20 protein-coding genes and 3 pseudogenes are annotated in these 24,168 nt (G+C 65.4%); 12 read left to right on the top strand and 11 right to left on the bottom strand.

Going from position 1 to position 24,168, the window contains the following annotated elements:
- Positions 1 to 218 precede the first annotated feature (218 nt).
- Positions 219 to 1,883: an L-lactate permease gene (locus tag ACSKB8_RS16310; protein WP_438105208.1), complete on the top strand. Its 1,665-nt coding sequence runs from the start codon at positions 219 to 221 to the stop codon at positions 1,881 to 1,883.
- 144 nt (positions 1,884 to 2,027) lie between these two features.
- Positions 2,028 to 2,426 carry an META domain-containing protein gene (locus ACSKB8_RS16305; RefSeq protein ID WP_370986356.1) on the top strand — a complete coding sequence of 133 codons (399 nt, stop codon included), beginning with the start codon at positions 2,028 to 2,030 and terminating at the stop codon, positions 2,424 to 2,426.
- A 157-nt stretch (positions 2,427 to 2,583) separates the two neighbouring features.
- Here the strand turns inward: ACSKB8_RS16305 and ACSKB8_RS16300 are convergent, their stop codons facing one another.
- The 3 genes from ACSKB8_RS16300 to ACSKB8_RS16290 all read right to left on the bottom strand — a co-directional run bounded on the left by ACSKB8_RS16300 (position 2,584) and on the right by ACSKB8_RS16290 (position 6,011).
- On the bottom strand, positions 2,584 to 3,795 hold the full coding sequence (locus ACSKB8_RS16300; protein WP_438105206.1) for a hypothetical protein: 1,212 nt from the start codon (positions 3,793 to 3,795) through the stop codon (positions 2,584 to 2,586).
- Between the two features lie 144 nt (positions 3,796 to 3,939).
- Positions 3,940 to 5,571: a chaperonin GroEL gene (gene groL, locus ACSKB8_RS16295; protein ID WP_091886952.1), complete on the bottom strand. Its 1,632-nt coding sequence runs from the start codon at positions 5,569 to 5,571 to the stop codon at positions 3,940 to 3,942.
- A gap of 143 nt (positions 5,572 to 5,714) precedes the next feature.
- Positions 5,715 to 6,011 carry a co-chaperone GroES gene (locus ACSKB8_RS16290; RefSeq protein WP_438105204.1) on the bottom strand — a complete coding sequence of 99 codons (297 nt, stop codon included), beginning with the start codon at positions 6,009 to 6,011 and terminating at the stop codon, positions 5,715 to 5,717.
- A gap of 316 nt (positions 6,012 to 6,327) precedes the next feature.
- Between ACSKB8_RS16290 and ACSKB8_RS16285 the strand changes: the two genes are divergently transcribed.
- On the top strand, positions 6,328 to 6,849 hold the full coding sequence (locus ACSKB8_RS16285) for a hypothetical protein (protein ID WP_164934682.1): 522 nt from the start codon (positions 6,328 to 6,330) through the stop codon (positions 6,847 to 6,849).
- A gap of 161 nt (positions 6,850 to 7,010) precedes the next feature.
- On the opposite strand, the pseudogene ACSKB8_RS16280 reads toward ACSKB8_RS16285, so the two are convergent.
- A pseudogene (locus tag ACSKB8_RS16280) lies at positions 7,011 to 7,791 on the bottom strand (protein phosphatase CheZ).
- Positions 7,792 to 8,105: 314 nt separating this feature from the next.
- Here ACSKB8_RS16280 and ACSKB8_RS16275 point away from each other — a divergent pair.
- A pseudogene (locus ACSKB8_RS16275) lies at positions 8,106 to 8,919 on the top strand (L,D-transpeptidase family protein).
- 632 nt (positions 8,920 to 9,551) lie between these two features.
- Here the strand turns inward: ACSKB8_RS16275 and ACSKB8_RS16270 are convergent.
- The 6 genes from ACSKB8_RS16270 to ACSKB8_RS16245 all read right to left on the bottom strand — a co-directional run bounded on the left by ACSKB8_RS16270 (position 9,552) and on the right by ACSKB8_RS16245 (position 15,512).
- Positions 9,552 to 10,367 carry a DUF2076 domain-containing protein gene (locus ACSKB8_RS16270; protein WP_438105202.1) on the bottom strand — a complete coding sequence of 272 codons (816 nt, stop codon included), beginning with the start codon at positions 10,365 to 10,367 and terminating at the stop codon, positions 9,552 to 9,554.
- Between the two features lie 125 nt (positions 10,368 to 10,492).
- A complete protein-coding gene (locus ACSKB8_RS16265) occupies positions 10,493 to 11,338 on the bottom strand; it encodes a ChbG/HpnK family deacetylase (protein ID WP_438105200.1) in 846 nt (281 codons plus the stop codon).
- A complete protein-coding gene (locus ACSKB8_RS16260; RefSeq protein WP_128931379.1) occupies positions 11,335 to 12,381 on the bottom strand; it encodes a glycosyltransferase family 2 protein in 1,047 nt (348 codons plus the stop codon). Before ACSKB8_RS16260 ends, ACSKB8_RS16265 begins: the two co-directional genes overlap by 4 nt.
- Before the next feature lie 87 nt (positions 12,382 to 12,468).
- A complete protein-coding gene (gene hisG, locus ACSKB8_RS16255) occupies positions 12,469 to 13,446 on the bottom strand; it encodes an ATP phosphoribosyltransferase (protein ID WP_438105198.1) in 978 nt (325 codons plus the stop codon).
- Positions 13,447 to 13,449: 3 nt separating this feature from the next.
- Positions 13,450 to 14,601 carry an ATP phosphoribosyltransferase regulatory subunit gene (locus tag ACSKB8_RS16250; protein ID WP_128931380.1) on the bottom strand — a complete coding sequence of 384 codons (1,152 nt, stop codon included), beginning with the start codon at positions 14,599 to 14,601 and terminating at the stop codon, positions 13,450 to 13,452.
- Between the two features lie 155 nt (positions 14,602 to 14,756).
- Positions 14,757 to 15,512, bottom strand: a complete 756-nt coding sequence (locus ACSKB8_RS16245) for a 16S rRNA (uracil(1498)-N(3))-methyltransferase (protein ID WP_438105196.1) — start codon at positions 15,510 to 15,512, stop codon at positions 14,757 to 14,759.
- Between the two features lie 211 nt (positions 15,513 to 15,723).
- Here ACSKB8_RS16245 and ACSKB8_RS16240 point away from each other — a divergent pair, with 211 nt between their 5' ends.
- Positions 15,724 to 16,386, top strand: coding sequence for a hypothetical protein (locus ACSKB8_RS16240; RefSeq protein WP_438105194.1), 663 nt, complete (start codon positions 15,724 to 15,726; stop codon positions 16,384 to 16,386).
- Positions 16,383 to 17,315, top strand: coding sequence for a 4-hydroxybenzoate octaprenyltransferase (ubiA, locus tag ACSKB8_RS16235; RefSeq protein WP_370986348.1), 933 nt, complete (start codon positions 16,383 to 16,385; stop codon positions 17,313 to 17,315). The genes ACSKB8_RS16240 and ubiA overlap by 4 nt, the downstream gene beginning before the upstream one ends.
- Before the next feature lie 105 nt (positions 17,316 to 17,420).
- On the opposite strand, the gene ACSKB8_RS16230 is transcribed toward ubiA, so the two are convergent.
- Positions 17,421 to 17,939: a DUF6101 family protein gene (locus ACSKB8_RS16230; RefSeq protein WP_438105192.1), complete on the bottom strand. Its 519-nt coding sequence runs from the start codon at positions 17,937 to 17,939 to the stop codon at positions 17,421 to 17,423.
- Positions 17,940 to 18,204: 265 nt separating this feature from the next.
- Between ACSKB8_RS16230 and ACSKB8_RS16225 the strand changes: the two genes are divergently transcribed.
- The 6 genes and pseudogenes from ACSKB8_RS16225 to lpxK all read left to right on the top strand — a co-directional run bounded on the left by ACSKB8_RS16225 (position 18,205) and on the right by lpxK (position 23,726).
- A complete protein-coding gene (locus ACSKB8_RS16225) occupies positions 18,205 to 19,602 on the top strand; it encodes a TldD/PmbA family protein (protein WP_438105190.1) in 1,398 nt (465 codons plus the stop codon).
- On the top strand, positions 19,589 to 20,407 hold the full coding sequence (locus tag ACSKB8_RS16220) for a 3'(2'),5'-bisphosphate nucleotidase CysQ (RefSeq protein WP_438105188.1): 819 nt from the start codon (positions 19,589 to 19,591) through the stop codon (positions 20,405 to 20,407). The genes ACSKB8_RS16225 and ACSKB8_RS16220 overlap by 14 nt, the downstream gene beginning before the upstream one ends.
- Positions 20,408 to 20,468: 61 nt before the next feature.
- Positions 20,469 to 20,711: a DUF4170 domain-containing protein gene (locus ACSKB8_RS16215; protein ID WP_091886920.1), complete on the top strand. Its 243-nt coding sequence runs from the start codon at positions 20,469 to 20,471 to the stop codon at positions 20,709 to 20,711.
- Positions 20,708 to 21,421 carry a lysophospholipid acyltransferase family protein gene (locus ACSKB8_RS16210; protein ID WP_438105186.1) on the top strand — a complete coding sequence of 238 codons (714 nt, stop codon included), beginning with the start codon at positions 20,708 to 20,710 and terminating at the stop codon, positions 21,419 to 21,421. Before ACSKB8_RS16215 ends, ACSKB8_RS16210 begins: the two co-directional genes overlap by 4 nt.
- Positions 21,384 to 22,717, top strand: a pseudogene (locus ACSKB8_RS16205) (3-deoxy-D-manno-octulosonic acid transferase). The gene ACSKB8_RS16210 and the pseudogene ACSKB8_RS16205 overlap by 38 nt, the downstream one beginning before the upstream one ends.
- The gene (gene lpxK, locus ACSKB8_RS16200; RefSeq protein ID WP_438105185.1) at positions 22,710 to 23,726 is read left to right on the top strand and encodes a tetraacyldisaccharide 4'-kinase; all 1,017 of its coding nucleotides are present in this window, start codon (positions 22,710 to 22,712) and stop codon (positions 23,724 to 23,726) included. The pseudogene ACSKB8_RS16205 and the gene lpxK overlap by 8 nt, the downstream one beginning before the upstream one ends.
- Positions 23,727 to 24,168: the final 442 nt, after the last annotated feature.

Raw genomic sequence — 24,168 nt, 5'->3', positions numbered from 1 at the left:
CTGCAATTTGCGTTGGCTTGTCGCAGCTCGCAACCCTAGCATGGGGTTCGACGGCGCGGGGCGGGGTGCTTCGGGATTTCGCGAGCTTGTGAGCGGACGGGAACCGCCGCATTCGCGAGGAATTCGCGTCCGACTTGGGGGTTATCGCTTCCAGCGTCAAGCAGGACCGGCTCTCCACGCGGGTCGCCTGCCACAAACATGCGTGGGGGAGGAAGACTATGTGGAATCAAATCTATGACCCGCTGCACAGCCCGGTGCTGTCGACGATCGCGGCGGCAGTGCCCGTCGTCACGCTGCTGGTCCTGATCGCGAGCGGCCGCGTCCAGGCCCACATCGCAGCCGTCATCGCCGTGATCGTGACCAACCTGATCACGATCTTCGTCTTCACCATGCCCGCGAACATGTCGTTACGCGCCTCGGTGCTGGGCATCGTCACCGGGTTCTTCCCCATCGGCTGGATCGTCCTCAACGTCATCTTCCTCTATCAGGTGACGGTAGGGTGCGGGAAATTCGAACTGCTGAAGCGCGCGATCGGCGGCGTCACCGAGGACCGGCGTTTGCAGCTGTTGCTGGTGGCGTTCTCGTTCGGTGCCTTCTTCGAGGGCGCCTCGGGCTTCGGCACGCCGGTCGCGATCACGGGCGCGGTGCTGATCGGGCTCGGCTTCTCCCCGCTCGCAGCCTCCGGCCTGTCGCTGATCGCCAACACCGCGCCGGTCGCCTACGGCGCGCTCGGCACGCCCATCCAGGGCCTTGCCTCCGTCACCGGGCTCGATCCCTATATCTTGGGTGCGATGGTCGGCCGGCAATTGCCGTTCTTCTCGCTGATCGTGCCGTTCTGGGTGGTGTGGGCCTTCGCGGGCTGGAGGGGCATGAAGGACGTCTGGCCGGCGATCCTCGTCACGGGCGTGTCGTTTGCGATTCCGCAATATGTGATCTCGAACCACATCAATCCCTGGATCGTCGACATCGGGGCATCGCTGATCTCGATGGGCGCCCTCATCCTGTTCCTGAAGGTGTGGCAGCCGAGGCAGCTCTGGCTGTCGCCGGAGCTGGGCGGGCACGATGAATCGGCGGCGACCATGACGCCGGCGAAGCCGCTCGACAAAACCCCGCTCACGCAAGCGGAGCTCTGGAGCGCGCTGCTGCCGTGGATCATCGTCTGCGTCGTGATGCTGATCTGGGGCAGCGGCTGGTTCAAGACCTGGGCGAACTCGATCTTCGTTTGGAACTACGCCGTTCCCGAGCTGCACCAGATGATCAACAAAATGCCGCCGGTGGCGGCGAAGCCGACTCCGGAAGCCGCGGTGTTCAGCTTCACCTACCTGTCCTTCACCGGAACGGGCATGCTGATCGCGGCGATCATCTCCGGCTTCCTGATGGGCGTCGGTCCCGTCAAACTCGTGACCGAGTACGGCCGCACCATCCGGCTGTGCGCGATCTCGCTGATCACGATCTCCGCGATGCTCGCGATCGGCACCTTGACGCGCTTGTCCGGCGTCGACGCGACGCTCGGCCTCGCCTTCGCGGCCACCGGCGTGCTCTATCCCTTCTTCGGCACGTTGCTTGGCTGGCTCGGTGTTGCGCTGACGGGATCGGACACCGCCTCAAACGTGCTGTTCGGAAACCTGCAGAAGATCACCTCCGAGCAGCTCGGTCTGTCGCCGGTCCTGATGGCTGCGGCGAACTCATCCGGCGGCGTGATGGGCAAGATGATCGACGCGCAATCGATCGTCGTCGCCTCCACCGCCACCAATTGGTACGGCCACGAGGGCACCATCCTGCGCTTCGTGTTCCGGCACTCGATCGTGCTGGCCTGCCTCGTCGGCGTGCTTGTGACGTTGCAGGCCTATGTCTGGCCGTTCACGGCGCTGGTGCTGAAGTAGCGGTCGACGCCAAAGCCGCGACGCAAATCCCCGCGAGGCTCGCCTCGCGGGGATTTTTGTATCGACATCCACCATGGGCGAACCTTCTCAAGAACGCTGCCGTCTTATAGAAGGTGCGGCAAGTCAGGTCGGTCGAGAGGTCTTATGGTTTTGCTCAAGCGGTTGGTGTGTGCGGCAATTGCAATGCTCGCGATGTCCACGCTCGCGCGTGCCGAGGAGGGGTTCCCCTTCGGCACCGAAATGACGCTGGAAGCGCTGCCACAGCCCGGCTCGAAGCGGATACCGAACATCGAGATCGGCGACAATGGCGAGGTGGTGCTGGAGCTCTGGTGCAAGGGCGGCAAGGGCCAGTTCTCGGTCGCCGGCAACACCGTGATCTTCGTCCCCGGCCAGATCCAGGACCGCTCCTGTCCGCCGGCAAAGGCGCAGGCCGATGACGATCTCGTGGCCGCGCTCGGCAGCGTCGAAACCTGGAAGCGCCAGGGCGACGTGCTCATGCTGGTTGGTCCCAAGCCGCTGCGCTTTCGCGTCAACGGGAATTAGCTTTCGCAGTGCGCTCGTCCCGGACAAGGCGGAGCGCGTAAGCGCTGCGCCGCAGAGCCGGGACCCAGAATCCTATCCTCGGACGTGCTCGTAGCTTCTGGGCCCCGGCTCAGCAGCGCATCACTGACGTGCTGCGCTGCGTCCGGGGCACGAGAGTCTACTTCCACACCGACTTGTCGGCGTCCCAGCGCTGGGCTTTCAGCTCCTTGGCAAGCGCCTCGATCGAGCCGTTGTCGTCGGGCAGATCGCCTTCTTCGTCCGGGCTCGCGTCATCGGACAGGTTGAGCTTGGCGCCGCTGCTCTCATCGGATGTGGTCGTCGCGGGGCTGCCGATCCAGAGCATGAGCTTGTCGGTCGTGCCGGGCTTGTCGGGCGAGACGAGGCCTGCGACCTCGATCGTGTCGGTGAGCTCGAGCGCGGGAAAATCCTGGTTCGGCCGCTTGAAGACGAGCTTGAGCTTGCCGGTGGCGGAGTTGAAGCTCTGCGAGACCGGCTTTGCCGCGAGCGTCCTGCTCAGCACGCCCGCAACCGCGGTCGCGAGCTTGTCGCGGTTGATCTTGTCGCCGTCGCGCCAGTCGGCGGCCGGGAAGCGGATGGTGCGGTCCATCTCGGTCATGCCCGCGGTCCAGCCCGCGGCGGTGACGCCGGGCATCGCCTTGAACTTTGACAGCAGCGCCCCCGCGCGCTCCGGATCGACCGACATGTTGATGGTCTGCTCACCGGCGCGCAGCGCGTCGCAGCCGACATTGAGGCTGGCCAGCGTCACCTCAACCTCCTGGCCCTTCAGGCTCTTCAGGAAGTCGTTCGCGGCATCGAGCTTGACCTTGACCGCGATCGCCTCCGGCGAGACGTCGGTGAAATCCTTCGGCTGCGGCGTGATGCCGTCGTCGGAGGTCTGGTTGTCCAGGAATTCCTTCTCGCTGAGATCGGAATTGTCGGGCGAGGTGACCTCGGTCACGGTCTGGCCGATCGTGATCTGGCCGCGGAACTCGAACATGTCCCCGGCCTGCTTGCGCAGCAGCTTGACGCTGACCGGCGCCTTCGCGCCGAGGCTCTGCGTCGTGCCCGTCAGGTTCTGGCCTGCGACCTGGAGATTGACGACGAAGCGGTCCTTCCGGTCGGAATTCTTCGCGACGGGATAGCAGACGTCGAGCACGGCCGCCGTGACCGTCTTGCCCTGGCGCGTCTCCTTCAGGATCACGTCGGCATTGCCGTCCATCAGCCCGTCGATCGAGGTGAAATAGCGCGTCTCGACGCCGCCGGGCGTCGTGGCCTTCGGCGACAGCTTCATCTGGGCGGAAGCGACCTCGGGCGAGGCGGCGAGTAAGGCCACCAAAAGGGCTGTCGAACAAACCGGAAGCGCGCGCATCGACGAAATCCTCGAGCAATCAGAATCGGGGCCACCGTAGTGGGTTTTGGCCGCCGGTTGAATCGGAAAGCGGAGGGGCAGGGTCGGCAAAAAAGAAGGCCGCCCGGAGGCGGCCTTCGTAACACTGGAAGGTGAGGATGGGCCTTAGAAACCGCCCATGCCGCCGCCGGCCGGCATGGCGGGCGGAGCTTCCTTCTTCGGCATTTCGGCGACCATGGCTTCGGTGGTGACCAGCAGGCCGGCCACGGAGGAGGCGTCCTGGAGCGCGGTGCGCACCACCTTGGCGGGATCGATGATGCCCTTCTCGACCATGTCGACATAGTCCTCGTTCTGAGCGTCGAAGCCGAAGGTCTCGGACTTGTTCTCCAGGATCTTGCCGACGACGATCGAGCCTTCCACGCCGGCGTTCTCGGAGATCTGGCGGATCGGGGCTTCCAGCGCCTTCAGCACGATGTTGATGCCGGCCTGGACGTCGGCATTGTCGTTGGACAGGCGGCCGACCGCCTTCTTGGCGCGCAGCAGCGCGACGCCGCCGCCCGGAACGATGCCTTCCTGCACCGCGGCGCGGGTGGCGTTGAGCGCGTCCTCGACGCGGTCCTTCTTCTCCTTGACCTCGATCTCGGTGGCGCCGCCGACGCGGATCACCGCGACGCCGCCGGCGAGCTTGGCGAGGCGCTCCTGAAGCTTCTCACGGTCGTAGTCCGAGGTGGTCTCCTCGATCTGCGCCTTGATCTGGCCGACGCGGGCCTCGATGTCGGGCTTCTTGCCGGCACCGTTGACGATCGTGGTGTTCTCCTTGTCGATCACCACCTTCTTGGCGCGACCGAGCATCTTCACCGTGACGTTCTCGAGCTTGATGCCGAGCTCTTCGGAGATGAGCTGGCCGCCGGTGAGAACCGCGATGTCCTCGAGCATGGCCTTGCGGCGGTCACCGAAGCCAGGCGCCTTGACGGCGGCGACCTTGAGGCCGCCCCGCAGGCGGTTGACCACCAGGGTGGCGAGCGCCTCACCCTCGACGTCCTCGGCGACGATGACGAGCGGCTTGCCCGACTGCACCACGGCTTCGAGCACCGGCAGCATGGCCTGCAGGCCCGAGAGCTTCTTCTCGTGCAGGAGGATGTAGGCGTCCTCGAGCTCGGCGGTCATCTTCTCGGCATTGGTGACGAAGTAGGGGCTGAGATAGCCGCGGTCGAACTTCATGCCCTCGACGATGTCGACCTCGGTGTCGAGCGACTTGTTCTCCTCGACGGTGATGACGCCCTCATTGCCGACCTTCTGCATCGCCTGGGCGATCATCTTGCCGATGGCGGCATCGCCGTTGGCCGAGATGGTGCCGACCTGGGCGACTTCGGAGGAGGCGGCGACCGGCTTGGCGCGCTTCTCGATGTCCTTGACCACGGCCGCAACCGCGGAATCGATGCCGCGCTTGAGGTCCATCGGGTTCATGCCGGCGGCAACCGCCTTGGCGCCTTCGCGCACGATGGCCTGGGCCAGCACGGTCGCGGTGGTGGTGCCGTCGCCGGCGAGGTCGTTGGTCTTGGAGGCGACCTCACGTACCATCTGGGCGCCCATGTTCTCGAACTTGTCCTCGAGTTCGATCTCCTTGGCGACGGTGACGCCGTCCTTGGTGATGCGGGGGGCGCCAAAGCTCTTCTCGATGACGACGTTGCGGCCCTTCGGGCCGAGCGTCACCTTGACGGCGTTGGCGAGAACGTCGACGCCGCGCAGCATGCGATCGCGCGCGTCTCCGGAAAACTTGACGTCTTTGGCAGCCATTTCTGCAATCCCTCGTGTTTCGTGATGTATCTGCCGCTTGTGTTGCACCAATCCCGGGTCCGCAAGTCGAACCCGGCGGAATGATGGATGCCCGGATCGCGCGATCCGGGCATGACATTCAGCGGCCGTTCAGACGGATGGCCTTAGGCCAGCACGCCCATGATGTCCAACTCCTTCATGATCAGGAGCTCTTCGTTCTCGATCTTGACCTCGGTGCCCGACCATTTGCCGAACAGCACGCGGTCGCCGACCTTGAGGTCGATCGGGATCAGCTTGCCGGTCTCGTCGCGGCCGCCCGGGCCGACGGCGACGATTTCGCCCTGGGAGGGCTTTTCCTTGGCGGTGTCGGGAATGATGATGCCGCCCTTGGACTTTTCCTCGGCGTCGATACGTTTGACCACGACACGGTCATGCAGCGGACGAAATTTGGATTTAGCCATGACGTTTCCCTTTGGAGGCTCGCTTCGGAAGTAGTGGAAGTGGGTTGGGGCGGCGCTTCCGTCCACCCTCTTCCCGAGGATCGAACGGCACGCTTAGCAATCGGGCTTTCCGAGTGCTAATAGTGCGCCCGGAAATATGGCTTGGCCGCGATCCTGTCAAGCAAAGGTGGTTAAGCGATTGGTGAGGCGGATATAGGATGGTGGCATTGGAAACTCGTTCGGGGCGCCGGCGTATCAAACGACGGCATTGCTCCGGCGGCTGTTTTGCGCTTGGCTGCGGGAGGGGTGCGGCCATGGTCTTGTTCGGGGGAATGCCATGATCAGTTCAGCTCGCGCGCGCACGGTTGCCAATCTGGCCGCCGCGTCTTGTCTGGCGCTATTGCTGGGCGCCTGCGGCGGCGGCATGAGCCTGCCGTCCTTCTCGTCGTCTTCGCCGCCGCCCGAGGCTGAGCCCGGCACCGGCCCGGAAATGCCCGCGACGATCCGCTCCGACGAGATCGTCGGCCGCTGGGGTCTCGCCTCGTTCCAGAATCCGGCCGACCGCGCCCGCACCGAGGCTGCCGCCCGGGCGCAGTGCAAGAATCCCTATGTGATCACCGCCGGCTCCTCCGGCGGCGTGATCATGCATCTGGCCGACCAGGCGACCCCGCAGGAGCTGCGGCTGAAGGGCTCGCCGAGCGGCAAGAACTACATCGGACCCGCCGGCCCGACGCCGGGCGAGCAGGACCGCGAGATCATCTCCTTCGATGGCCGCGTGCTGATCACCCGCTTCATCGACAAGGACGCCGCCACCCGCTACGGCAACATGGTCTACGTCCGCTGCGCGCCGAGGGCGTGATCGGGATTCCGGCCTAACCACGCGTCATTGCGAGCGGTAGCGAAGCAATCCAAAGTCTTTCCACGGTGACGGTCTGGATTGCTTCGCTACGCTCGCAATGACGGCAAACAAAAAAACGCCGGCTTGCGCCGGCGTTTCGTCTTTCCGTAGTCGACGCCCGCTCAGTCGAACAGCGCGTCGATGTCGTCCTGCGAGGCATGGCCGACGTCGCCGGCGAGCTTCGGGCCGTTGAGGAGCTTTTCGTCATCGCTGCGGCTGTCGACAGGCGCCGGCACATGGGCCTTGATCGCGTCGACGCCGCCCCAGATCTCCATCATCGCATTGATGTGCTGCTCGATGAACTTCATCGTGGTCATGACCTTGCTGATGCGCTGGCCGGTCAGGTCCTGGAAGTTGCAGGCTTCGAAAATCGAGATGACGCGTTCCTGGATGTCGTCGGCGAGCCGCTTCTGCTGATCGGCCGATTGCACCTTGGACATCGCGCTGGCCGCCTGGTCGATCGACTCGGCGGCTTCGAGGATTTGCTGCGTCGCCTGCTCGGTGCCGCCGACGACCGCGCCGAGCTCGCCATTGACCTTGGCCATCTCGCCGCCGTCGAAGCTCTTGCCGTGCAGCGTCGCGATCTCGCGCTTGGTGCGGTCGATGGCGTCGTGGATGAGGTCGAGCTCGACCTTCAGCTTCTCGCACTGCTCGATCTGCGCCCGGTAGGTCTCGAGCATGGTACGGGCTTCCGAGAGCTCGTGGGCGGTGGAGGCGTCGATCGCCGCCATGGCTGCGCTGCCGGACAGGGGCACAGTGCCCTTCGCCATCTGTGCGCGGATCGCACGCAGCTCGGCCATGATCTCGCTATGCATCGGGATTGCTTCTTCGGTTACGTCAGAGAATCGGCATCTCGCCACCGGCGATATCTTCGACGCGAAAACGCTTGCGGTGAACAGCCATCAGGATACTCCCCCACCTCATTCACGCGTCTTTGTAGGCAGAAGCGATTTAACACGAAGTTCACAGCCGGAACTGTTGTGCGGCATCGCGCGACGGCGTGCAAAGAAGCGATTAACCATGGCTGCGCTGCGTTCATCGAAAATAAACGCTGATCGCCAAATTGGCCCGCGCTTGACGACGTGGTGAATCCAAACGCTTGATACGTTTACCAAACAAAACGGCTTTTGCTTTTTATTGACCACGTCGCGGCGGCCGATCAGCCAGGCGCCTTCCCCGACGCATGTGATCTAGACGAAACAGTACAGAGTACGTCGATGTTCAAGAAAATGTCTGTCGCGCTGCTCGGCAGCGCTTGCACCTTCATTGCCGGCGCCAACAGCGCCAGCGCCTTCGATAACACCGTGTCGAACGATCCGCCCGCGGTGCTCTATGCGCCGCAGGTGCCGCCGGCGCCGGTGCGCGTCGCCTCCAACTCGAACATGGGCGGCGGCTTCATCGAATTCCTGTTCGGTGACGGTCCCGGCCGCGGTCCGGCCTACGCGCCGCAGCAGCCGGGGTATCGGCGGCCAGCCGGCCTATTACGATCAGCGCCGTCTGCCGCCGATGGGCGAGCCGCAGATGCAAGGCGGAGTTCAGCAGGGCGCGCTCCAGCAGGATGCGGTCGATCCGCGGCAGCGTCCGTTCGATCCGAAATTCGAGAAGCAGCTCGTCGACTATAGCGGCAAGGAAAGTCCCGGCACGATCGTGGTCGATACGCCGAACAAGTTCCTCTATCTCGTCGAGGGCAACGGCAGGGCGATGCGCTACGGTATCGGTGTGGGCCGTCCCGGCTTCACATGGTCCGGCGTGAAGTCGATCACCGCCAAGCGCGAATGGCCGGACTGGACGCCGCCGGCGGAAATGCTGGCGCGCCGCCCCGATCTGCCCCGGCACATGGAAGGCGGCCCGGAAAATCCGCTGGGCGCCCGCGCGATGTATCTCGGCTCCACGCTCTACCGCATCCACGGCTCCAACGAGCCCTGGACCATCGGCACCAACGTCTCCTCCGGCTGCATCCGCATGCGCAACGAGGACGTCATCGACCTCTACGGCCGTGTCAATGTCGGCACCAAAGTCGTGGTGATGTGAGGCGTTGTGCGCTTGAAGCGAGCCGTCAACCCGCGCCGGCTCGCGATGCGCGGCATCGAAGGCGTTGCGTGCCGCCGGCAAACGCCTTCCAGCTATGCTCGCTGACGGTGCCGCGTCGACCCGGCAACGGAGCAGCGACGACGAGTTGACGAATGGGAATGTGGTGCGCCAGCGGAGCGGTTCAACCGCCGCGCCGACAGCTCTGCCTTCCTGAGCCGCTCGTGCAGTCCCTCCAACTCGTACAATTCGGTGATGAGATGTGTCGTCACGTCGGATAAGGTTGCAATGCGCTGCTGAAGTGAACTCATTTTAAAACCCCGACTGTTGCCAAGAGCGGCAGCCACATCGTGTGTGGCATGAGCAACGTGTTCTTCCAGTTGAACACCCATGTCCGAATTTGGAAATCCGGGAGTCTACGGCCGCGCGCGTCAGAAAGTGATTTCGTTTTTCATGGTGAACTCGGGCGCGTCCGGCAGCAACGTTCAGCTCAGTGTAAGCCAGCAACCGTGCGCATTAGTCATACTATATCGAACGGCTTCTCTGCGCGCGGTGGCACAAGAGGCGCTTGAGCTACGCCCTAAAAGAAAACGGCCGCCTAGAGGCGGCCGTTTCGTATCTACCGGGTGAATTGCTCACGCGTAATCGCTGCCGCCATCGTCGCCGCCGCCGAAATCGCCGTCGTCGCCGGTGTCCATGTTGTCGTCGTGATCGTCGCTGTAATTCTGGTCGTTGTTGTCCCGATCGTTCGACGCCTGGTCGAAGAAGCCTTGACGCGAGTCGTCGCGGCGGTTCGAGCCGATATCGTCGAGGCCCGCATCGCGCGCGAGCGAGCCGCCGGACTGGTCACTGCCGCCCCAAGGACTGCGGTCGCCCAGGGCGTTGGTGTCGCCAAAGGCCTGCTGATGCGGTCCGCCCATCATGCCGCGGATGCTGGAGAGCAGCAGCGAGCCGCCGACGACGCCGGCCGCGGCCGCCGCCGCCGTGCCGAGGAACGAGCCGCCACCACCGCCGATCGGCGGCGCGCCATAGCTCTGACCCGGACCCTGACCGTAGGCCGGACCGTAAGGCGGCTGGCCGTAGCCCGGCTGGGTCTGCTGCATGGCCTGGCCGCTATTCCAGACTGGCCGCGAGTCGCGCGGCGGCACGTTCGGAACCGAACCCCGCGACGGACTTCCGCCGAACAACGTCTCGCGCATGGAATCCAGGAAGCCGCCGGACTGCGCCTGCTCGGGCGCCTGCCCCGCTTCCAGCTCCTGGATACGGGCGTGGGCGCGCTTGAGCGCTTCGTCCTGCAACAACACGGTCTGCACCAGCGCGTAGATCGCACCGGGTGCCTTGCGCAAGCCGTCGGAGATCGCGGCGGTCGCGTCGGGATCGCGCGGTGCATTTTCCAGTTTGGTAAGCCGGTCGAAAAGCTCGTCGACGAGCTGGCGTTCCTGCGGCGTCATGATCAATCTCCTTCGCGCAAAACCAAGCGCGCAGGAGATGTAGGTTCCATTATGGCCCCAACAGTGCCGGCCGGATTAAATTTCCGTATGCGACAAGCTGCCCCGCAAGGCGGTTTTCGGCGACTTCACCCCAGCGTGACGCCGCTGTCCGCCAGCAGACGTGGGAACGCGTCGCCGGCGAGATAAGCATGCTCGCGTTCGCGCACATCCGTCATCGGGTCGAGGCCGACAAGGACGTTATCGACGAAGCCGGGATGGCACATCACGAGACCGCCCTCGGGGAGGCCTTCCAGGAACTGCCGCATCAATGCGCCGAAATCGGCTGCCCGCGTGAAGTCGTAAGCGCCGGCGAAGCCGCGATTGAAGCTGAGACCGGCCGCGCCGGCGCGGCGGCGGAATTGCGCGCTGAGGATATCGAGCACCATGGCCTTCAGTGAGGCCAGCCGCTGCGCCAGCGGCAGGTTGCGTCCGCACTGGCGTACCCAGGCGTTCGGTGCGGTCTCGCTAACGGCATCGATGAAGCCGTCGCGCACCTGCGGATAGAGCTGCACATGCTGGTGACCGTCGACGAAGTCGGGCGCACGCCCGAATGCTTCGGTGAACGCTGCGAGCTGCGCCTTCACCTCATTGCGAAAGAATTCGCGGTCGAGCCGCCGCATCAGTCCGGCGCGCAGCAGCTTCGGAAAGGCCAGGAACATGTCGCCGTCGAGAGGGCGGAAATGCATGGTGAGCGGCCGGAACGGCGCCGACAGCGTCACGTGCAAGCCGATGGTGCAGCGCGGGCTCGATTTGGCTGCCGCGTCCAGCGCCTCGATCTCGCTGCGCTGGATCGCCGGTCCCACCATCATCACCGACGTGGCGTTGAGGCGGCCGCGTTCGATCAGGTCGCGGATGGCGCGGTTGACGCCCGGGCTGATGCCGTAATCGTCGGCGCAGAGCCAAATCCGCCGCAGGCCCGCGGCAGCACTCATTCGGCGGCCGTCCTTTTCGAAGCGTCGTCGGCGTTGTCGGCCTCAAAATGCTTCTCGCTGTGCTCGGCGACGAAGTAGATCGGGCGCGCCTTCAGCTCGGAGAGAATCTTGCCGATATATTCGCCGACGATGCCGATCATGATGAGCTGCACGCCGCCGATGGTCATCAGGCCGACCACGAGCGAGGGATAGCCGGGCACCTGCTTGCCGGTCGTGAAGACCTCCCAGAGGATGGAGAGGCCGAACAGGAAGGCGATACCGGCAAGAGCCGCGCCGAGCAGGCTGGCGAAGCGCAGCGGTGCCACCGAGAACGAGGTCAGGCCCTCGATCGACAGGCCGAGCAGGCGAGCGGCGTTGAAGGTGGTGACGCCATGGGCGCGCGGCGCCGGTTCGTAGTCGACACGGATCTGGCGGAAGCCGATCCAGCTGGCCAGTCCCTTGAAGAAACGGTTGCGCTCCGGCAGCTGCCTCAGCGCTGCGACCGCGCGCGGTGAGAGCAGGCGGAAGTCACCGGCGTCCTCGGGAATCTTTTGCCGCGCGCCCCAATTGATCAGCGCGTAGAAGCCGTGCACGGCGAGCCGCCGCAGGAAGGGCTCGTTGTCGCGATGCGCCTTGGCGGTATAGACGACGTCGTAGCCGTCTTCGATCCAGTGCTGCACCAGCTGCTCGACCAGGGCCGGCGGATGCTGGCCGTCGCCGTCCATGAACATGACGGCGCCGAGCCGGGCATGGTCGAGGCCGGCCATCAGCGCCGCCTCCTTGCCGAAATTGCGCGACAGCGAGACCACCTGGACGCCGATCGCGTCGGCCGGCAGGCTGCGGGCGATCGACAGCGTTGCATCCGCGCTGCCGTCGTCGACATAGACGACCTCGCAAGCAAGCCGATAGCGCTGCCGCAACGTCTTCGCGAGTTCGCAGATCCTCTGATGCAGGGCGGCGAGGCCCGCCGCCTCGTTGTAGACGGGGACGACAATCGACAGCCCTTTCGCGGCGGCACTGGCCGCTGTGGTCGTCATGCCGGAAACGTCAGAGCCCAGCGTCATCGATCAAGGTTCCAGAGGCGTTTAGGTCTTCTCAACCGCATATGGTAGCAGCCGTTTGCTGTCGCTACGCTGAACGAAACCTGAGGCTCACCGCCCCAGGAACGACTCGAGCTTGGCGAACAGCGGGTTCTCCCGGTCGAACACGTAGTCGAGCGAAACCACCGAGACGGTCTCGGCGCCATGCTCGCGCAGGAAGCTCGCCAGCGCATAGAGCTGCCCCGGGGGGCAGTGCAGCGTCAGCATGCCTGACGAGGTCGGTCCGCCAAATGGGGCCTCGACGCCGAACCGGCTGTGGGCCTCGCCGAGCAGCGCGGCGTCGCACTGCCGGAAACGGGTGCGGACCTCGCGGTATTTGTTGGCCCGCGCTCGCGCCGCAATGTGATCGAGGATGACGCGCGCGGTCTCGCGCGCCTGCGGCGACCAGTCGGCCTCCTTCGAGGCGACCAGATTGGCCTGGCTGCGCAGGATCACGCCGTCGTCGAGCACCCGCAAGCCATTGGCGGCGAGCGTCGCACCGGTCGTGGTGATGTCGACGATCAGCTCGGCGCTGCCGGCCGCGGGCGCGCCTTCGGTCGCGCCGGCGCTTTCGACGGTGCGGTAGTCGGTGATGCCGTGGCTCTGGAAGAAGGCGCGGGTCAGATTGATGAACTTGGTGGCGACCCGCATCCGCATGTGATGCTGCTCGCGAAAGCCGGTGGTGACGTCGTCGAGGTCGGCCATGGTGCGGACGTCGATCCACGCCTGCGGCACCGCGACGACGACATCGGCATAGCCGAAGCCGAGCCCCTCGATCAGCGACACGCGCTTGTCGGCATCCGCGATGTTCTCACGCACCAGGTCTTCGCCGGTGACGCCGAGATGCGCGAAACCGCGGGAGAGTTGCGAGGCGATCTCGCTCGCCGACAGATAGGCGACCTCGACATTGTCGAGGCCCGCGATGGTGCCGCGATAGTCGCGGGCACCGCCGGCCTTCGACAGCTTGAGCCCGGCGCGGGCGAAGAAGGCTTCGGTGTTTTCCTGCAGGCGGCCCTTGGAGGGAACGGCCAGAACGAATGGCGCGCTCATGACTTAAGCTCCCACCTTGCGGCCGATCTTGGTCAGCGCATCCACCCAGACCGAGAAGCCGACCGCGGGGATCGGCTGCGCTGAGCCGAGCTGGGTCATCAGCCCGTCATAGCGGCCGCCGGCGACCAGCGGCTCGGCGCCATTACCCCTGTGATGCAATTCGAACTCGAAGCCGGTGTAATAGTCGAGCCCGCGTCCGAACGCGGTCGAGAAGCGCGTCAGCTTCACGTCGATGCCGCGCGCCGCCATGAAGCCGACCCGGCTCTCGAGCTGGTCGATCGCAGCCGTGAGATCGAGCTTGGCATCGGTGGTCAGTGCGCGCAGCTCTGCGATGGCATCGTCGGGGTTGCCTGCGATCGACAGGAAGCGTTTGAGCACGGTGATCGCCTCGCGCGGCAGCGCGCCACCCTTCAGCGTCGATTGCTCGAGGAAGCGGTCGGCGATCTCGGCCGTGGTGCGGCCGCCGACATTGGTGGTGCCGGCGATCGACATCAAATCGGTGACGAAGGCGAGCGCTGCCTTGCGATCGGAGCCGGCAAGCGCGGCGAGCACGCCCTCATATTCGCTGCGGGTCGCGGTGGCCGCGGCCGCCAGCCGCTCCAGGTCCTGCTCCAGGCTGATCTTACGGTTGAAATCCTTGACCAGCCGGCGGCGCCAGACCGGATAGAGATCGAGCGCGTCGAGCAGGGCATTGAACAGCGCGACGTCGCCGGTGCGGATCTCGACGTCGCCGACTCCGAAGGCGGCGGTCGCCTCCAGCGCCAGCGCCAGCATCTCGGCGTCGGCCGCGGCGCGGTCCTGGCGGCCGAACGATTCGATGCCGGCTTGCAGGAATTCGCTGGCCTGGCCGCTGCGGTAGCGGAACACCGGACCGAGATAGCTGAAGCCGGCCGCCTGGCCGGCACGGGCAGAGGCGAGGTAATCGCGCGCCACTGGAATGGTCAGGTCCGGACGCAGGCAGAGCTCCTCGCCCGTGAGATCCGTGGTCAGGTAGAGGCTCTTGCGGATGTCTTCGCCCGAGAGGTCCAGGAACGGCTCGGCCGGCTGCAGGATGGCGGGCTCGGCCCTGACATAGCCGGCCTGCGCGAACGACAACAGCAGCGTGTCCGCCCAGGCGGCGGAGCCGGCAGCATTTGAGGTGGCAGTCGCGGTCATAACAGGGGTCCATCGACCCGGTGGAACCGGGCAGGCAAGGGGAGGCAAGGGAATTGGCGCAGCCCTTAGCATGGCCGGAAAGCGGTTTCGACCTCCAAAGGATCAATCGCTTAACGGCCGGGCAATTCATCGTTTCATCGGCAGCCCGACGGAAGCTAGCCAGTTTTGCCGCCCCAATCGCCCAGCACCGCCTGCACCAGCGCCAGGGCCGCCACCGCGGCCGTGTCAGCCCGCATGATCCGGGGGCCGAGCGCCAGCCGCAGGATCTTCGGCTGCCGCAGCAGCAGCGCCCGTTCCTCCGCGGCAAAGCCGCCTTCGGGGCCGATCAGCACGTCGATACCTTGGCCGGCCTCGCGCGCGTTCTGTAGGCTTTGAATGGGGCCTTCGACCTCCGCCGCCTCATCGCAGAAGATCAGCAGGCGGCCCGCGGCGCGCTGGCTGAGGTACCTCTCCAGCGGCACCGGCTCGGCCACCGCGGCGATGCTGAGGATGCCGCATTGCTCGGCCGCTTCGACGACGTTGGCGCGCATCCGCTCGGTGTTGACCCGGGAGGCCTGGGTGAACCGGGTCAGGACCGGCTGAAGCGTGGCAGCGCCCATCTCGATGGCCTTCTGGACCATGTAGTCGAGCCGGGCATGCTTGAGCGGGGCGAAAACGTAGGCGAGGTCGGGCAGTCGGTCCTGGGGCCGGGTCTGCTGGAGGATGACGAGGCCGTCCGGCCGCTTGCGGCCTTCGATGGCAGCTTGCCACTCCCCGTCGTTGCCGTTGAAAGCCAAAACCTCGGCCCCGGCGGCAAGCCGCAGCACATTGCCGAGATAGTTGCTCTGGTCGCGGTCGAGCAGGACCCTGGCGTCCTGGGCCAGGGGAGCGTCGACGAACAGGCGAGGGGCGCGAAAATCGTGGGAAGGCATCGTTCAAAGGTCCAATTTATCGCCGTTCTTAACCGAAAGCCGCCATTTCGGGGGTAAATATTGCCAAACTGGTGCGTCCCAGCGCCGCGCTCTTGCCCTATTCCACGGGTTGTTAAGCGCCGGTGGGAATCGTAGAAACGCGAACACGCTGGTTGCGCTTCAATTGGGAAGGCGCCGAAACCCGTAAGCTCCTGCCGGAGAGACTATCTTGATGATCCGTCATTTGATGGTTCCGATCACTGCCGCCATGGTCACCATGGGCGCCGCGGGCGCTGATGCGCAAAGCGCGTTCCCGGCGCCGCTGCCCAATCAGGCCGCGACCAGTTCCGCGTTTCCACCCGTGAACGGTTCGGCGCCCGTCGCGTCCGTCGGCACCGCGCCGCAATCGTCCTTTCCCGTGAACGGCGCTGCGCCAATCGGCGGCGCCGGCGCCTTCAGCGCGGCCCCGCCGACGCAAGGCGGTCCCGGCGAGGACTGTATGAAAGCGTTCATTCCGCTCCGCGAGGAAGCCGAGAAGCGCGGCAAGCTGATCAAGGCCGCGAGCGACCGTCATGCGCCGCCGGACGAGGCCTGCAAGCTGATCGGCAACTTCAGCCAGGCTGAGCTGAAAATGATCAAATACATCGAATCCCACGCCGCCAAATGCGGAATCCCGCCGCAGATCGGCGAGCAGATGAAGACCGGCCACAAGAACACCGAGACCATGCAGAAGAAGGTCTGCACGGTCGCGCAGCAGATCCGGCAGCAGCAGGCGCGCCCGGCCGGCCCATCGCTGAGCGAGGTGCTGGGTTCGGGCTCGGCGCCTGAAGCCAATGCCGGCAAGAAGGGCGGCAGCACCTTCGATACGCTCAACGGCAACGTCCTGACCCGATGAGCGATACATCCGCCCGCGTTGCCGATTCCACAGGCAACTGGGTTGATACGCTCGCACCGCAATGGGCGCGGCCTTATTTGCGCTTGTCCCGCTTCGACCGTCCGATCGGCTCCTGGCTGCTGTTGATGCCGTGCTGGTGGTCGGCGGCGCTCGCTGCCGGCATTGCGCACGAGGTCCGCGGCCTGCCGCTCACCATCATCCTGTTCTTCGTCGGCGCCTTCGTGATGCGCGGAGCCGGCTGCACCTGGAACGACATCACCGACCGCGACCTCGATGACAAGGTCGAGCGCACCCGCTCGCGGCCGCTGCCATCAGGGCAGGTGACCACGAAGCAGGCGCTGGTCTTTATGATCGCACAGGCGCTGATCGGTCTCCTCGTGCTGCTGCAGTTTAATCGCTTCGCGGTCCTGACCGGCATCGCCTCGCTCTTGATCGTCGCGATCTATCCCTTCATGAAGCGCATCACCTGGTGGCCGCAGATCGTGCTTGGGCTGGCCTTCTCCTGGGGCGCCCTGATGGGATTTGCCGTCACCTTCGGACGCATCGACGTCACCGCGCTCGTACTCTATGCCGGCGCGATCTCCTGGGTGATCGGCTATGACACGATCTACGCGCATCAGGACGCCGAGGACGACGCGCTGATCGGCATCAAGTCCACCGCGCGCCTGTTCGGCGCGCACACGCACCAGGCGCTGATCCTGTTCTATGGGCTCGCGGTGATGCTGATCGGCGTCGCGCTGGCCTCCGGCGATGCGCGCTGGCCGGCCTGGCTCGGGCTTGCGGCCTTCGCCGTGCATCTGGCGTCGCAGATCGTGCGGTTAAGGATCAACGATCCCGAGCTCTGCCTGCGCCTGTTCAAGTCGAACAAGTATGCGGGGGCGCTGCTGTTTGCGGGACTGCTCGCGGACGCGGTGATGCGGGCGGCGTAGCTCTCGTAGGGTGGGCAAAGGCGCCCTTGCGCCGTGCCCACCATGTTTCCGAGACTGGGATAGAAGAGGTGGGCACGCTTTCGCTTTGCCAACCCTACGGCACCTTTAATTCCGCGCGATGATCTCGCGCTCGCCCTGATGAACGGTGAGCTCGCGTGCGATGCCGATGCGCCGGCGCATCAAAAATTTCGGGCGGCGGGCGCGGATCGCATTGGCGCGGCGGCGTCGTGATGCGGGCTTGCGGGCGCCTTCGTCGAGCTGCGGCAGCGCAAAGATCTCGCTCCAGATCGCCCAGGCTTCAGTGAGCTCGTCGCCATCGGCGCCGACCAGCAGCGGAACGGAGAGCGAGGGATCGCGATGCACGAGGATAAGGGCCTGCGCATCGTCGTTGCCGCGGAGCGCGACGCCGCTGAAGTCGCTGACGCGGACGTTGATCGCCATTTGCATGCCGCGAACGGCACGGCGCAGCACCACTCGCTCGCGATGAAGCTCGATCTGCCTGACATGTCCGTCGGCGCGCGGATCATGCGCATCGAAGCGGACCGGTAGGGAAAGAGGGTCGAGCCGCAAGGAGCGGCTCGACCCGGCGGGAGTGACCCCGCTTGTTGCTGTTTGACGCCTCACGGCTTTAGTTCTCCCCGCCGGGATTATGTTCCCGGTCGATGCGAGGACCTTAGCGCGCGCCTTTCCCAAACCGCTTAAAAAGGCTGGTTAACCCACCGTCACTGCTGCTCATGATTGACAAGACCTTGGCGCGCATGATTGACGAGACGTTGCGCCGAAGTCGCGAATCTGAGCTTTTGGCGGGCTGAAAATGCTTGAAGTCCGCGCTATCAGGGCACATCTGTGGGTTCCAGTCCCGAACCCCCGCCCCAACAGGATTTCGTTCGTGAACTCTTCACCATCCGCAAGCTCGACGCTTTCGACCTCAGCCAATCGCGACCTGTTCGATCAGTCCGCGCTCTCCGATCTCGCGCAGCGACTGGTCGAGGCGGCCAAGCGCGCCGGCGCCGATGCGGCCGATGCGGTCGCAGTGCGCGGCGTCTCGCAGGGCGTCGAGGTGCGCGACGGCCGTGTCGAGGAATCCGAGCGGTCCGAAGGCGACGATGTCGGCCTGCGCGTTCTGGTCGGCCAGCGCCAGGCGGTGGTCTCGACCAACGACGTCAGTGGCGATGCCGTGACCAAGCTCGCCGAACGCGCGGTGGCGATGGCGCGTGTTGCGCCCGACGACAAATATGTCGGCCTCGCCGATCCCGTGCTGCTCGCGCGCGACTTCCCCGATCTCGACCTGCTCGATTCCGACGTGCCCACGACTTCAGAGCTCGAGCGCCGCGCGCTTGCGGCCGAAGCTACCGCGCTCAGCGTCAAGGGCGTGACCAAATCCGGCGGCGCCTCGGCTTCCGCCGGCATCGGCGGCATGGTGCTCGTCACCTCTACCGGCTTCCACGGCTCTTACCTGCGCTCCAGCCAGGGCATCTCCGCCACCGCCATATCCGGCGAAGGCACCAGCATGGAGCGCGACTACGACTTCACTTCGGCGCCACACGGCGCCGATCTGCTGTCGCCGGAAACCGTCGGCCGTTCCGCCGGCGAGCGCACTGTGGCGCGCTACAATCCGCGCAAGGTCGAGACCTGCAAGGTGCCCGTCGTGTTCGATCCGCGCGTTGCGGGCTCCCTGGTCGGCCATCTCGTCGGCGCCATCAATGGCGCCTCGATCGCGCGCAAGACCAGCTTTTTGAAGGACAAGCTCGGCCAGCAGCTGTTCGCCAAGAACATCCGCATCGTCGACGATCCCCTGCGCAAGCGCGGTCTGCGCTCGCAGACGTTTGACGCCGAAGGCGTCGCGGTGAAGAAGACCGCGCTCGTCGACGAGGGCGTGCTGACGACCTGGCTGCTCGATTGCGCCACCGCGCGCGAGCTCGGCCTCACCACCACCGGCCACGCCCATCGCGGCGTCTCCTCCTCGCCGTCGCCCGGGCCGTACAACCTTCATCTCGAAGCCGGAACGCCGACACCGGCCGAGTTGATCGCCGACATCAGCCAAGGCTTCTACGTCACCGACCTGATCGGCTCCGGCGTCAACGGCGTCACCGGCGATTACAGCCGCGGCGCCTCCGGCTTCTGGATCGAGAACGGCGAGATCACCTATCCCGTCAGCGAGGTGACGATCGCCGGCCATCTCTTCGAGATCTTCAAGTCGATGCAGCCGGCGAACAATCTCGAGTTCCGCTACGGCATCAATGCGCCGACGGTGCGCATCGAGGGTTTGACGCTTGGCGGACGTTGACGCGCAATCCCTGGACGCGACCATCCTGACCCGCGATGCGGCGCTGCTGAAGGACGCGGTGCGAGACGCGGGCGTGCTGGCGCAGTCGATGTTCCGCACCGAGCTGAAGAAGTGGATCAAGGGCGTATCCTCGCCGGTGTCCGAAGCCGATATCGCGGTCAACGATCTGCTCGAAGCGCGCTTGCGTGCTGCGAGGCCCGATTATGGCTGGCTGTCCGAGGAGAGCGCCGACGATGCGGCACGGCTGTCGCGGCGGCTGACCTGGATCGTCGATCCCATCGACGGCACGCGCAATTATTTGGGCGGCCATGACGATTGGTGCGTCAGCGTCGCGCTGGTCGAGGACGCCTCGCCGGTGCTTGCCGCGGTGTTCGCGCCGTCGCGCGATGAGTTCTTCTTCGCGGTCCGCGGCGAGGGCACGACGCTCAACGGCGAGCCGGTGCGGACGACGTCCGGGTCCGAGCTCGACTTCGCCCGTGTCGCCGGCCCGAAGCCGCTGGTCGAGCGGCTGAAGCCCTCGCTTGGCGAAATCAAGCTGCATCCGCGAATCGGCTCGCTCGCGCTGCGTCTGTGCCGGGTCGCCCATGGCGCGCTGGATGCGGCTTTTGCGGGCGGCAATAGCCATGATTGGGACCTTGCGGCGGCCGATTTGATCGTGCAGGAAGCGGATGGTAAGATGAGTGACCTCTCCGGAGAACCCATCCTCTATAACCGCCGGGAAGTGGCGCACGGGGTGCTGGTGGCAGCGGGACGCGATCGTCATGCGGGCATTGTCGCGCATTTTCGAAACCGCCCCTTAGCCTAAAGCGCTTTCGTCGTGCTTGTCGAACACTGCTTTGCCGGGCAGCCCGTTAGGAAGAGAACCCATGCCAGATAGTGCCCCGCAACAACTGCTTCACCTCGTCATCGGTGGCGAGCTCGTCGATCTCGAGCACAACACCTTCAAGAACCTCGACGACGTCGACATCGTCGGCATCTATCCGAACTATGCCACTGCTCACGCGGCTTGGCGGGCCAAGGCGCAGAGCACGGTCGACAACGCGCAGATGCGCTATTTCATCGTCCACCTCCACCGGCTGCTCGACCCCAATCAAGAACCGGCGCGTTGAAAAAACTGCTTCGCAATACGCTGCGAAGCAGCTGGTTTCAGCGTGCCGTCGGGGTCCTGGCGGCCGAATATCTGCGTCTGGTCTGGTGGACCAACAAGTTCACGTTCGATCCGGCTGACGTCTATGACCTCGTCGAGCCGCAGATCCCGGCGATCTTCGCCTTCTGGCACGGCCAGCATTTCCTCACCCCTTTCATCAAGAACAAGGACTGGTACCGCGCCAAGGTGCTGATCTCCCGTCATCGCGACGGCGAGTTCAATGCCATCGCCGCCGAACGGCTCGGCATCGACACCATCCGCGGTTCCGGCGACCATGGCGGCGCCTTCCACCGCAAGGGCGGGGTCGGCGCCTTCAAGGAAATGGTGCGGACGCTCCAGGACGGTTGTAATGTCGCGCTGACCGCCGATGTCCCCAAACGCTCGCGCGTGGCCGGGCTCGGCATCATCATGCTGGCACGGGAATCGGGGCGGCCGATCATGCCTTTCGCAATGGCGACCAGCCGCTTCATCCGGCTCAAGAACTGGGACCGCACCACCATCAATTTGCCATTCGGGCGCGGCGCATTGGTCGGTATCAAGGAGATCCACGTTCCGCCGGATGCCGACGCAGCCACTATGGAAGCGCTGCGGCTGGAGTTGGAGGAGACGTTGAACGAGGCGACCCGCCGCGCCTATGCGCAACTCGGCCGCCCGGGACCGGAAGATGTCTGACCCGCTGCCGATGACGCTGCGAATGTATCAGCGCCTGGCCTCAGGCCTGGTGCCGCTCGCGCCCGCGCTGATCAAGCGGCGGTTGAAACAGGGCAAGGAGATCCCGCGCGCGTCGGCGAGCGGCGGGGCTTGTCGCGGGACGTGCGGCCACATGGCCCGCTGGTCTGGATCCACGGCGCCAGCGTCGGCGAGGTTCTGGCCGCGGCGGCGCTGGTCGAGCGGCTGCGCGATCTCAATCTGCGCATCCTGCTCACTTCCGGCACCGTCACCTCGGCGGCCGTGGTGGCGAAGCGCTTCCCGCCCGACGTCATCCATCAATACGTGCCGTATGATTCCCCGCGCTATGTCACGCGCTTTCTCGACCATTGGAGGCCATCGCTGGCGCTGTTCATCGAATCCGACCTGTGGCCGAACCTGATCCTCGCCGGCGCGGCGCGGCGGGTGCCGATGGTGCTGATCAACGGGCGGATGTCGCCGCGCTCTTTCCCGCGCTGGCGGCGCATGCACGGCACCATCTCGGCGCTGCTGTCGCGCTTCGACATTTGTCTTGCACAATCGCAGACGGATGCTGAGCGTTTTGCCGCGCTCGGCGGCCGCGACGTCCTAACGACGGGCAATCTCAAGCTCGACGTGCCGGCGCCGCCGGCCGATCCCGTCAGGCTCGAACGGCTGATGGCCATGACGCGCGGGCGTCCGATCATCGTCGCGGCCTCGACCCATCCGGGCGAGGACGAGATGCTGATCGCGGCGCATCGCAGCCTCGCCGGTTTCTTCCCGCAGCTCCTGACCGTGATCGTGCCGCGCCATCCGGATCGCGGCCCCTCGATCGCGGGCCTGATCACGGCCTCGGGCCTGAAGCCGGCATTGCGCTCGCGCGAGGAGCTGCCGACGGCGACGACCGACGTCTATGTTGCCGACACCATGGGCGAGCTCGGCCTGTTCTATCGCCTTTCGCCGATCGTCTTCATGGGCGGATCGCTGATCCATCACGGCGGCCAGAATCCGATCGAGGCGATCAAGCTCGGCGCCGCCATCGTCCACGGTCCGCACGTCTTCAATTTCACTGACGTCTACGAGGCGCTCGACACCAGCGGCGGGGCGCGCCAGGCCGACACGCAGGAGGCGCTGGCCAAGCAGCTCGGCCAATTGCTGGCCGATCCGACCATGCGCGACAAGATGCAACGCGCAGGCTCGGGCGTGGTCGAGCAGCTCGGCGGCGCGCTCGATCGCACCATGACCGCGCTCGAGCCCTATCTGTTGCAACTGCGGATCGAGATGGGGGCCGCCAATGTGTGAGCCGGCCTTCTGGTACCGGCCACGTTCCCCGCAGTCGTATGTCCTTAGTCCTCTGGGCGCGCTCTACGGCGCGATCACGGCGCGCCGCATGGCGCGCCAGGGCTTTGACGCCGGCATCCCCGTGATCTGCGTCGGCAACTACCATGTCGGCGGTGCCGGCAAGACGCCGACCGTGCTGGCGCTGACCAAGCTCCTGCGCGAGCTCGGTGAGACCCCGGTGGTGCTCAGCCGCGGCTATGGCGGAAGCCTGAAGGGGCCGGTGATGGTCGACCGGATGCGCCACACCGCTGCCGACGTCGGCGACGAGCCGCTGATGATGGCGCGCGAGGTCCCCGTCGTGGTCGCGCGCGATCGCCTCGACGGCGTCGCGCTGGCGAAGTCGCAAGGGGCCACCGTGATCCTGATGGACGACGGCTTCCAGAACCCGAGCCTGCTCAAGGACGCCTCGCTGATTGTGATCGACAGCGAGCGCGGCGTCGGCAACGGCATGGTGTTTCCCGCCGGTCCCTTGCGCGCGCCACTGCAGGCACAGCTCGCGCGCACCGATGCGCTGGTCCTGATCGGCGACGGCCGTGCCGCGAACGATGTCGCGGCCGAGCTTGCCAAGCGCGACAAGCCGGAGCTGCGCGCGCGGCTGAAGGCGGATGCGGCCTTGCTCGCGCAGCTCCTTGGCAAGCGGGTTTTCGCCTTCGCCGGCATCGGCGATCCCGAGCGCTTCTTCCGCAGCTTGCGCGCCAGCGGCGTCGACGTCGCGCGCGCGCGTTCCTTCGCCGATCACCACATGTTCTCGGAGAACGAGCTCGCCGCACTTGCGGCTGAGGCCCAGCGCGAGCAGCTCACGCTGGTGACCACGGAGAAAGATCTCGCGCGCTTGCGCGGCCGTGCGGGCGTGCCAACAGGCATCGTGCCGTTCGCCGTGCAACTCGAGTTCGACGATCCGGTAAAGCTGCGGCAGCTGATCAGCGATCATCTGTACAAGGCGCGCGAGCGGCGGTTCAGCACGCGTTGATCTCGTGCGTTAAAGCATGATCCGGAAAAGTGCGCAGCGGTTTTCCGAAAAGATCATGCTCAAACAACAACCTAAAGCGCGATGACGATTCATCCTAATCTCATCGTGCGTTAGGCAAGCGTCTCTGCCGTAGCCCCAAAAGCGAAGTGTAACGGTCGACGAATTCTCTTCCGCACGTTTGGGACTTGATGTAGCCTTTCACGAGAGCCGTCACCGGGACGTGCCGAACTCCCGGCAATCATCGACGGCGTTTATGCCCACGGCGGGCACTATCTTCATCATTTCAGATGCGACGGCCGCAACGACGAGTTCGGGGCGGCATCGAAAGTTATTTCCAAGAGTCACAGAGGAGAACATGCCATGCATTTTTGCCTCACCGGACAATACACACAACGCTCTCTCACGGCCATTTTGGAAAATCCCACGACCGATCGCCAGGAGG

The sequence above is a fragment of the Bradyrhizobium sp. BR 1432 genome (assembly GCF_051547705.1).
Lineage (GTDB): Bacteria > Pseudomonadota > Alphaproteobacteria > Rhizobiales > Xanthobacteraceae > Bradyrhizobium > Bradyrhizobium zhanjiangense.
Note: the sequence above shows the minus strand (reverse complement) of the source record. Positions and strands in the feature narration are given on the sequence as shown.

What these genes read in the sequence shown, in the direction of transcription:
- ACSKB8_RS16310 (WP_438105208.1), top strand. Translation starts at nt 219, where the DNA reads ATGTGGAATCAAATCTATGACCCGCTGCACAGCCCGGTGCTGTCGACG.
- ACSKB8_RS16305 (WP_370986356.1), top strand. Translation starts at nt 2,028, where the DNA reads ATGGTTTTGCTCAAGCGGTTGGTGTGTGCGGCAATTGCAATGCTCGCG.
- ACSKB8_RS16300 (WP_438105206.1), bottom strand. Translation starts at nt 3,795, where the DNA reads ATGCGCGCGCTTCCGGTTTGTTCGACAGCCCTTTTGGTGGCCTTACTC.
- groL (WP_091886952.1), bottom strand. Translation starts at nt 5,571, where the DNA reads ATGGCTGCCAAAGACGTCAAGTTTTCCGGAGACGCGCGCGATCGCATG.
- ACSKB8_RS16290 (WP_438105204.1), bottom strand. Translation starts at nt 6,011, where the DNA reads ATGGCTAAATCCAAATTTCGTCCGCTGCATGACCGTGTCGTGGTCAAA.
- ACSKB8_RS16285 (WP_164934682.1), top strand. Translation starts at nt 6,328, where the DNA reads ATGATCAGTTCAGCTCGCGCGCGCACGGTTGCCAATCTGGCCGCCGCG.
- ACSKB8_RS16270 (WP_438105202.1), bottom strand. Translation starts at nt 10,367, where the DNA reads ATGACGCCGCAGGAACGCCAGCTCGTCGACGAGCTTTTCGACCGGCTT.
- ACSKB8_RS16265 (WP_438105200.1), bottom strand. Translation starts at nt 11,338, where the DNA reads ATGAGTGCTGCCGCGGGCCTGCGGCGGATTTGGCTCTGCGCCGACGAT.
- ACSKB8_RS16260 (WP_128931379.1), bottom strand. Translation starts at nt 12,381, where the DNA reads ATGACGCTGGGCTCTGACGTTTCCGGCATGACGACCACAGCGGCCAGT.
- hisG (WP_438105198.1), bottom strand. Translation starts at nt 13,446, where the DNA reads ATGAGCGCGCCATTCGTTCTGGCCGTTCCCTCCAAGGGCCGCCTGCAG.
- ACSKB8_RS16250 (WP_128931380.1), bottom strand. Translation starts at nt 14,601, where the DNA reads ATGACCGCGACTGCCACCTCAAATGCTGCCGGCTCCGCCGCCTGGGCG.
- ACSKB8_RS16245 (WP_438105196.1), bottom strand. Translation starts at nt 15,512, where the DNA reads ATGCCTTCCCACGATTTTCGCGCCCCTCGCCTGTTCGTCGACGCTCCC.
- ACSKB8_RS16240 (WP_438105194.1), top strand. Translation starts at nt 15,724, where the DNA reads ATGATCCGTCATTTGATGGTTCCGATCACTGCCGCCATGGTCACCATG.
- ubiA (WP_370986348.1), top strand. Translation starts at nt 16,383, where the DNA reads ATGAGCGATACATCCGCCCGCGTTGCCGATTCCACAGGCAACTGGGTT.
- ACSKB8_RS16215 (WP_091886920.1), top strand. Translation starts at nt 20,469, where the DNA reads ATGCCAGATAGTGCCCCGCAACAACTGCTTCACCTCGTCATCGGTGGC.
- lpxK (WP_438105185.1), top strand. Translation starts at nt 22,710, where the DNA reads ATGTGTGAGCCGGCCTTCTGGTACCGGCCACGTTCCCCGCAGTCGTAT.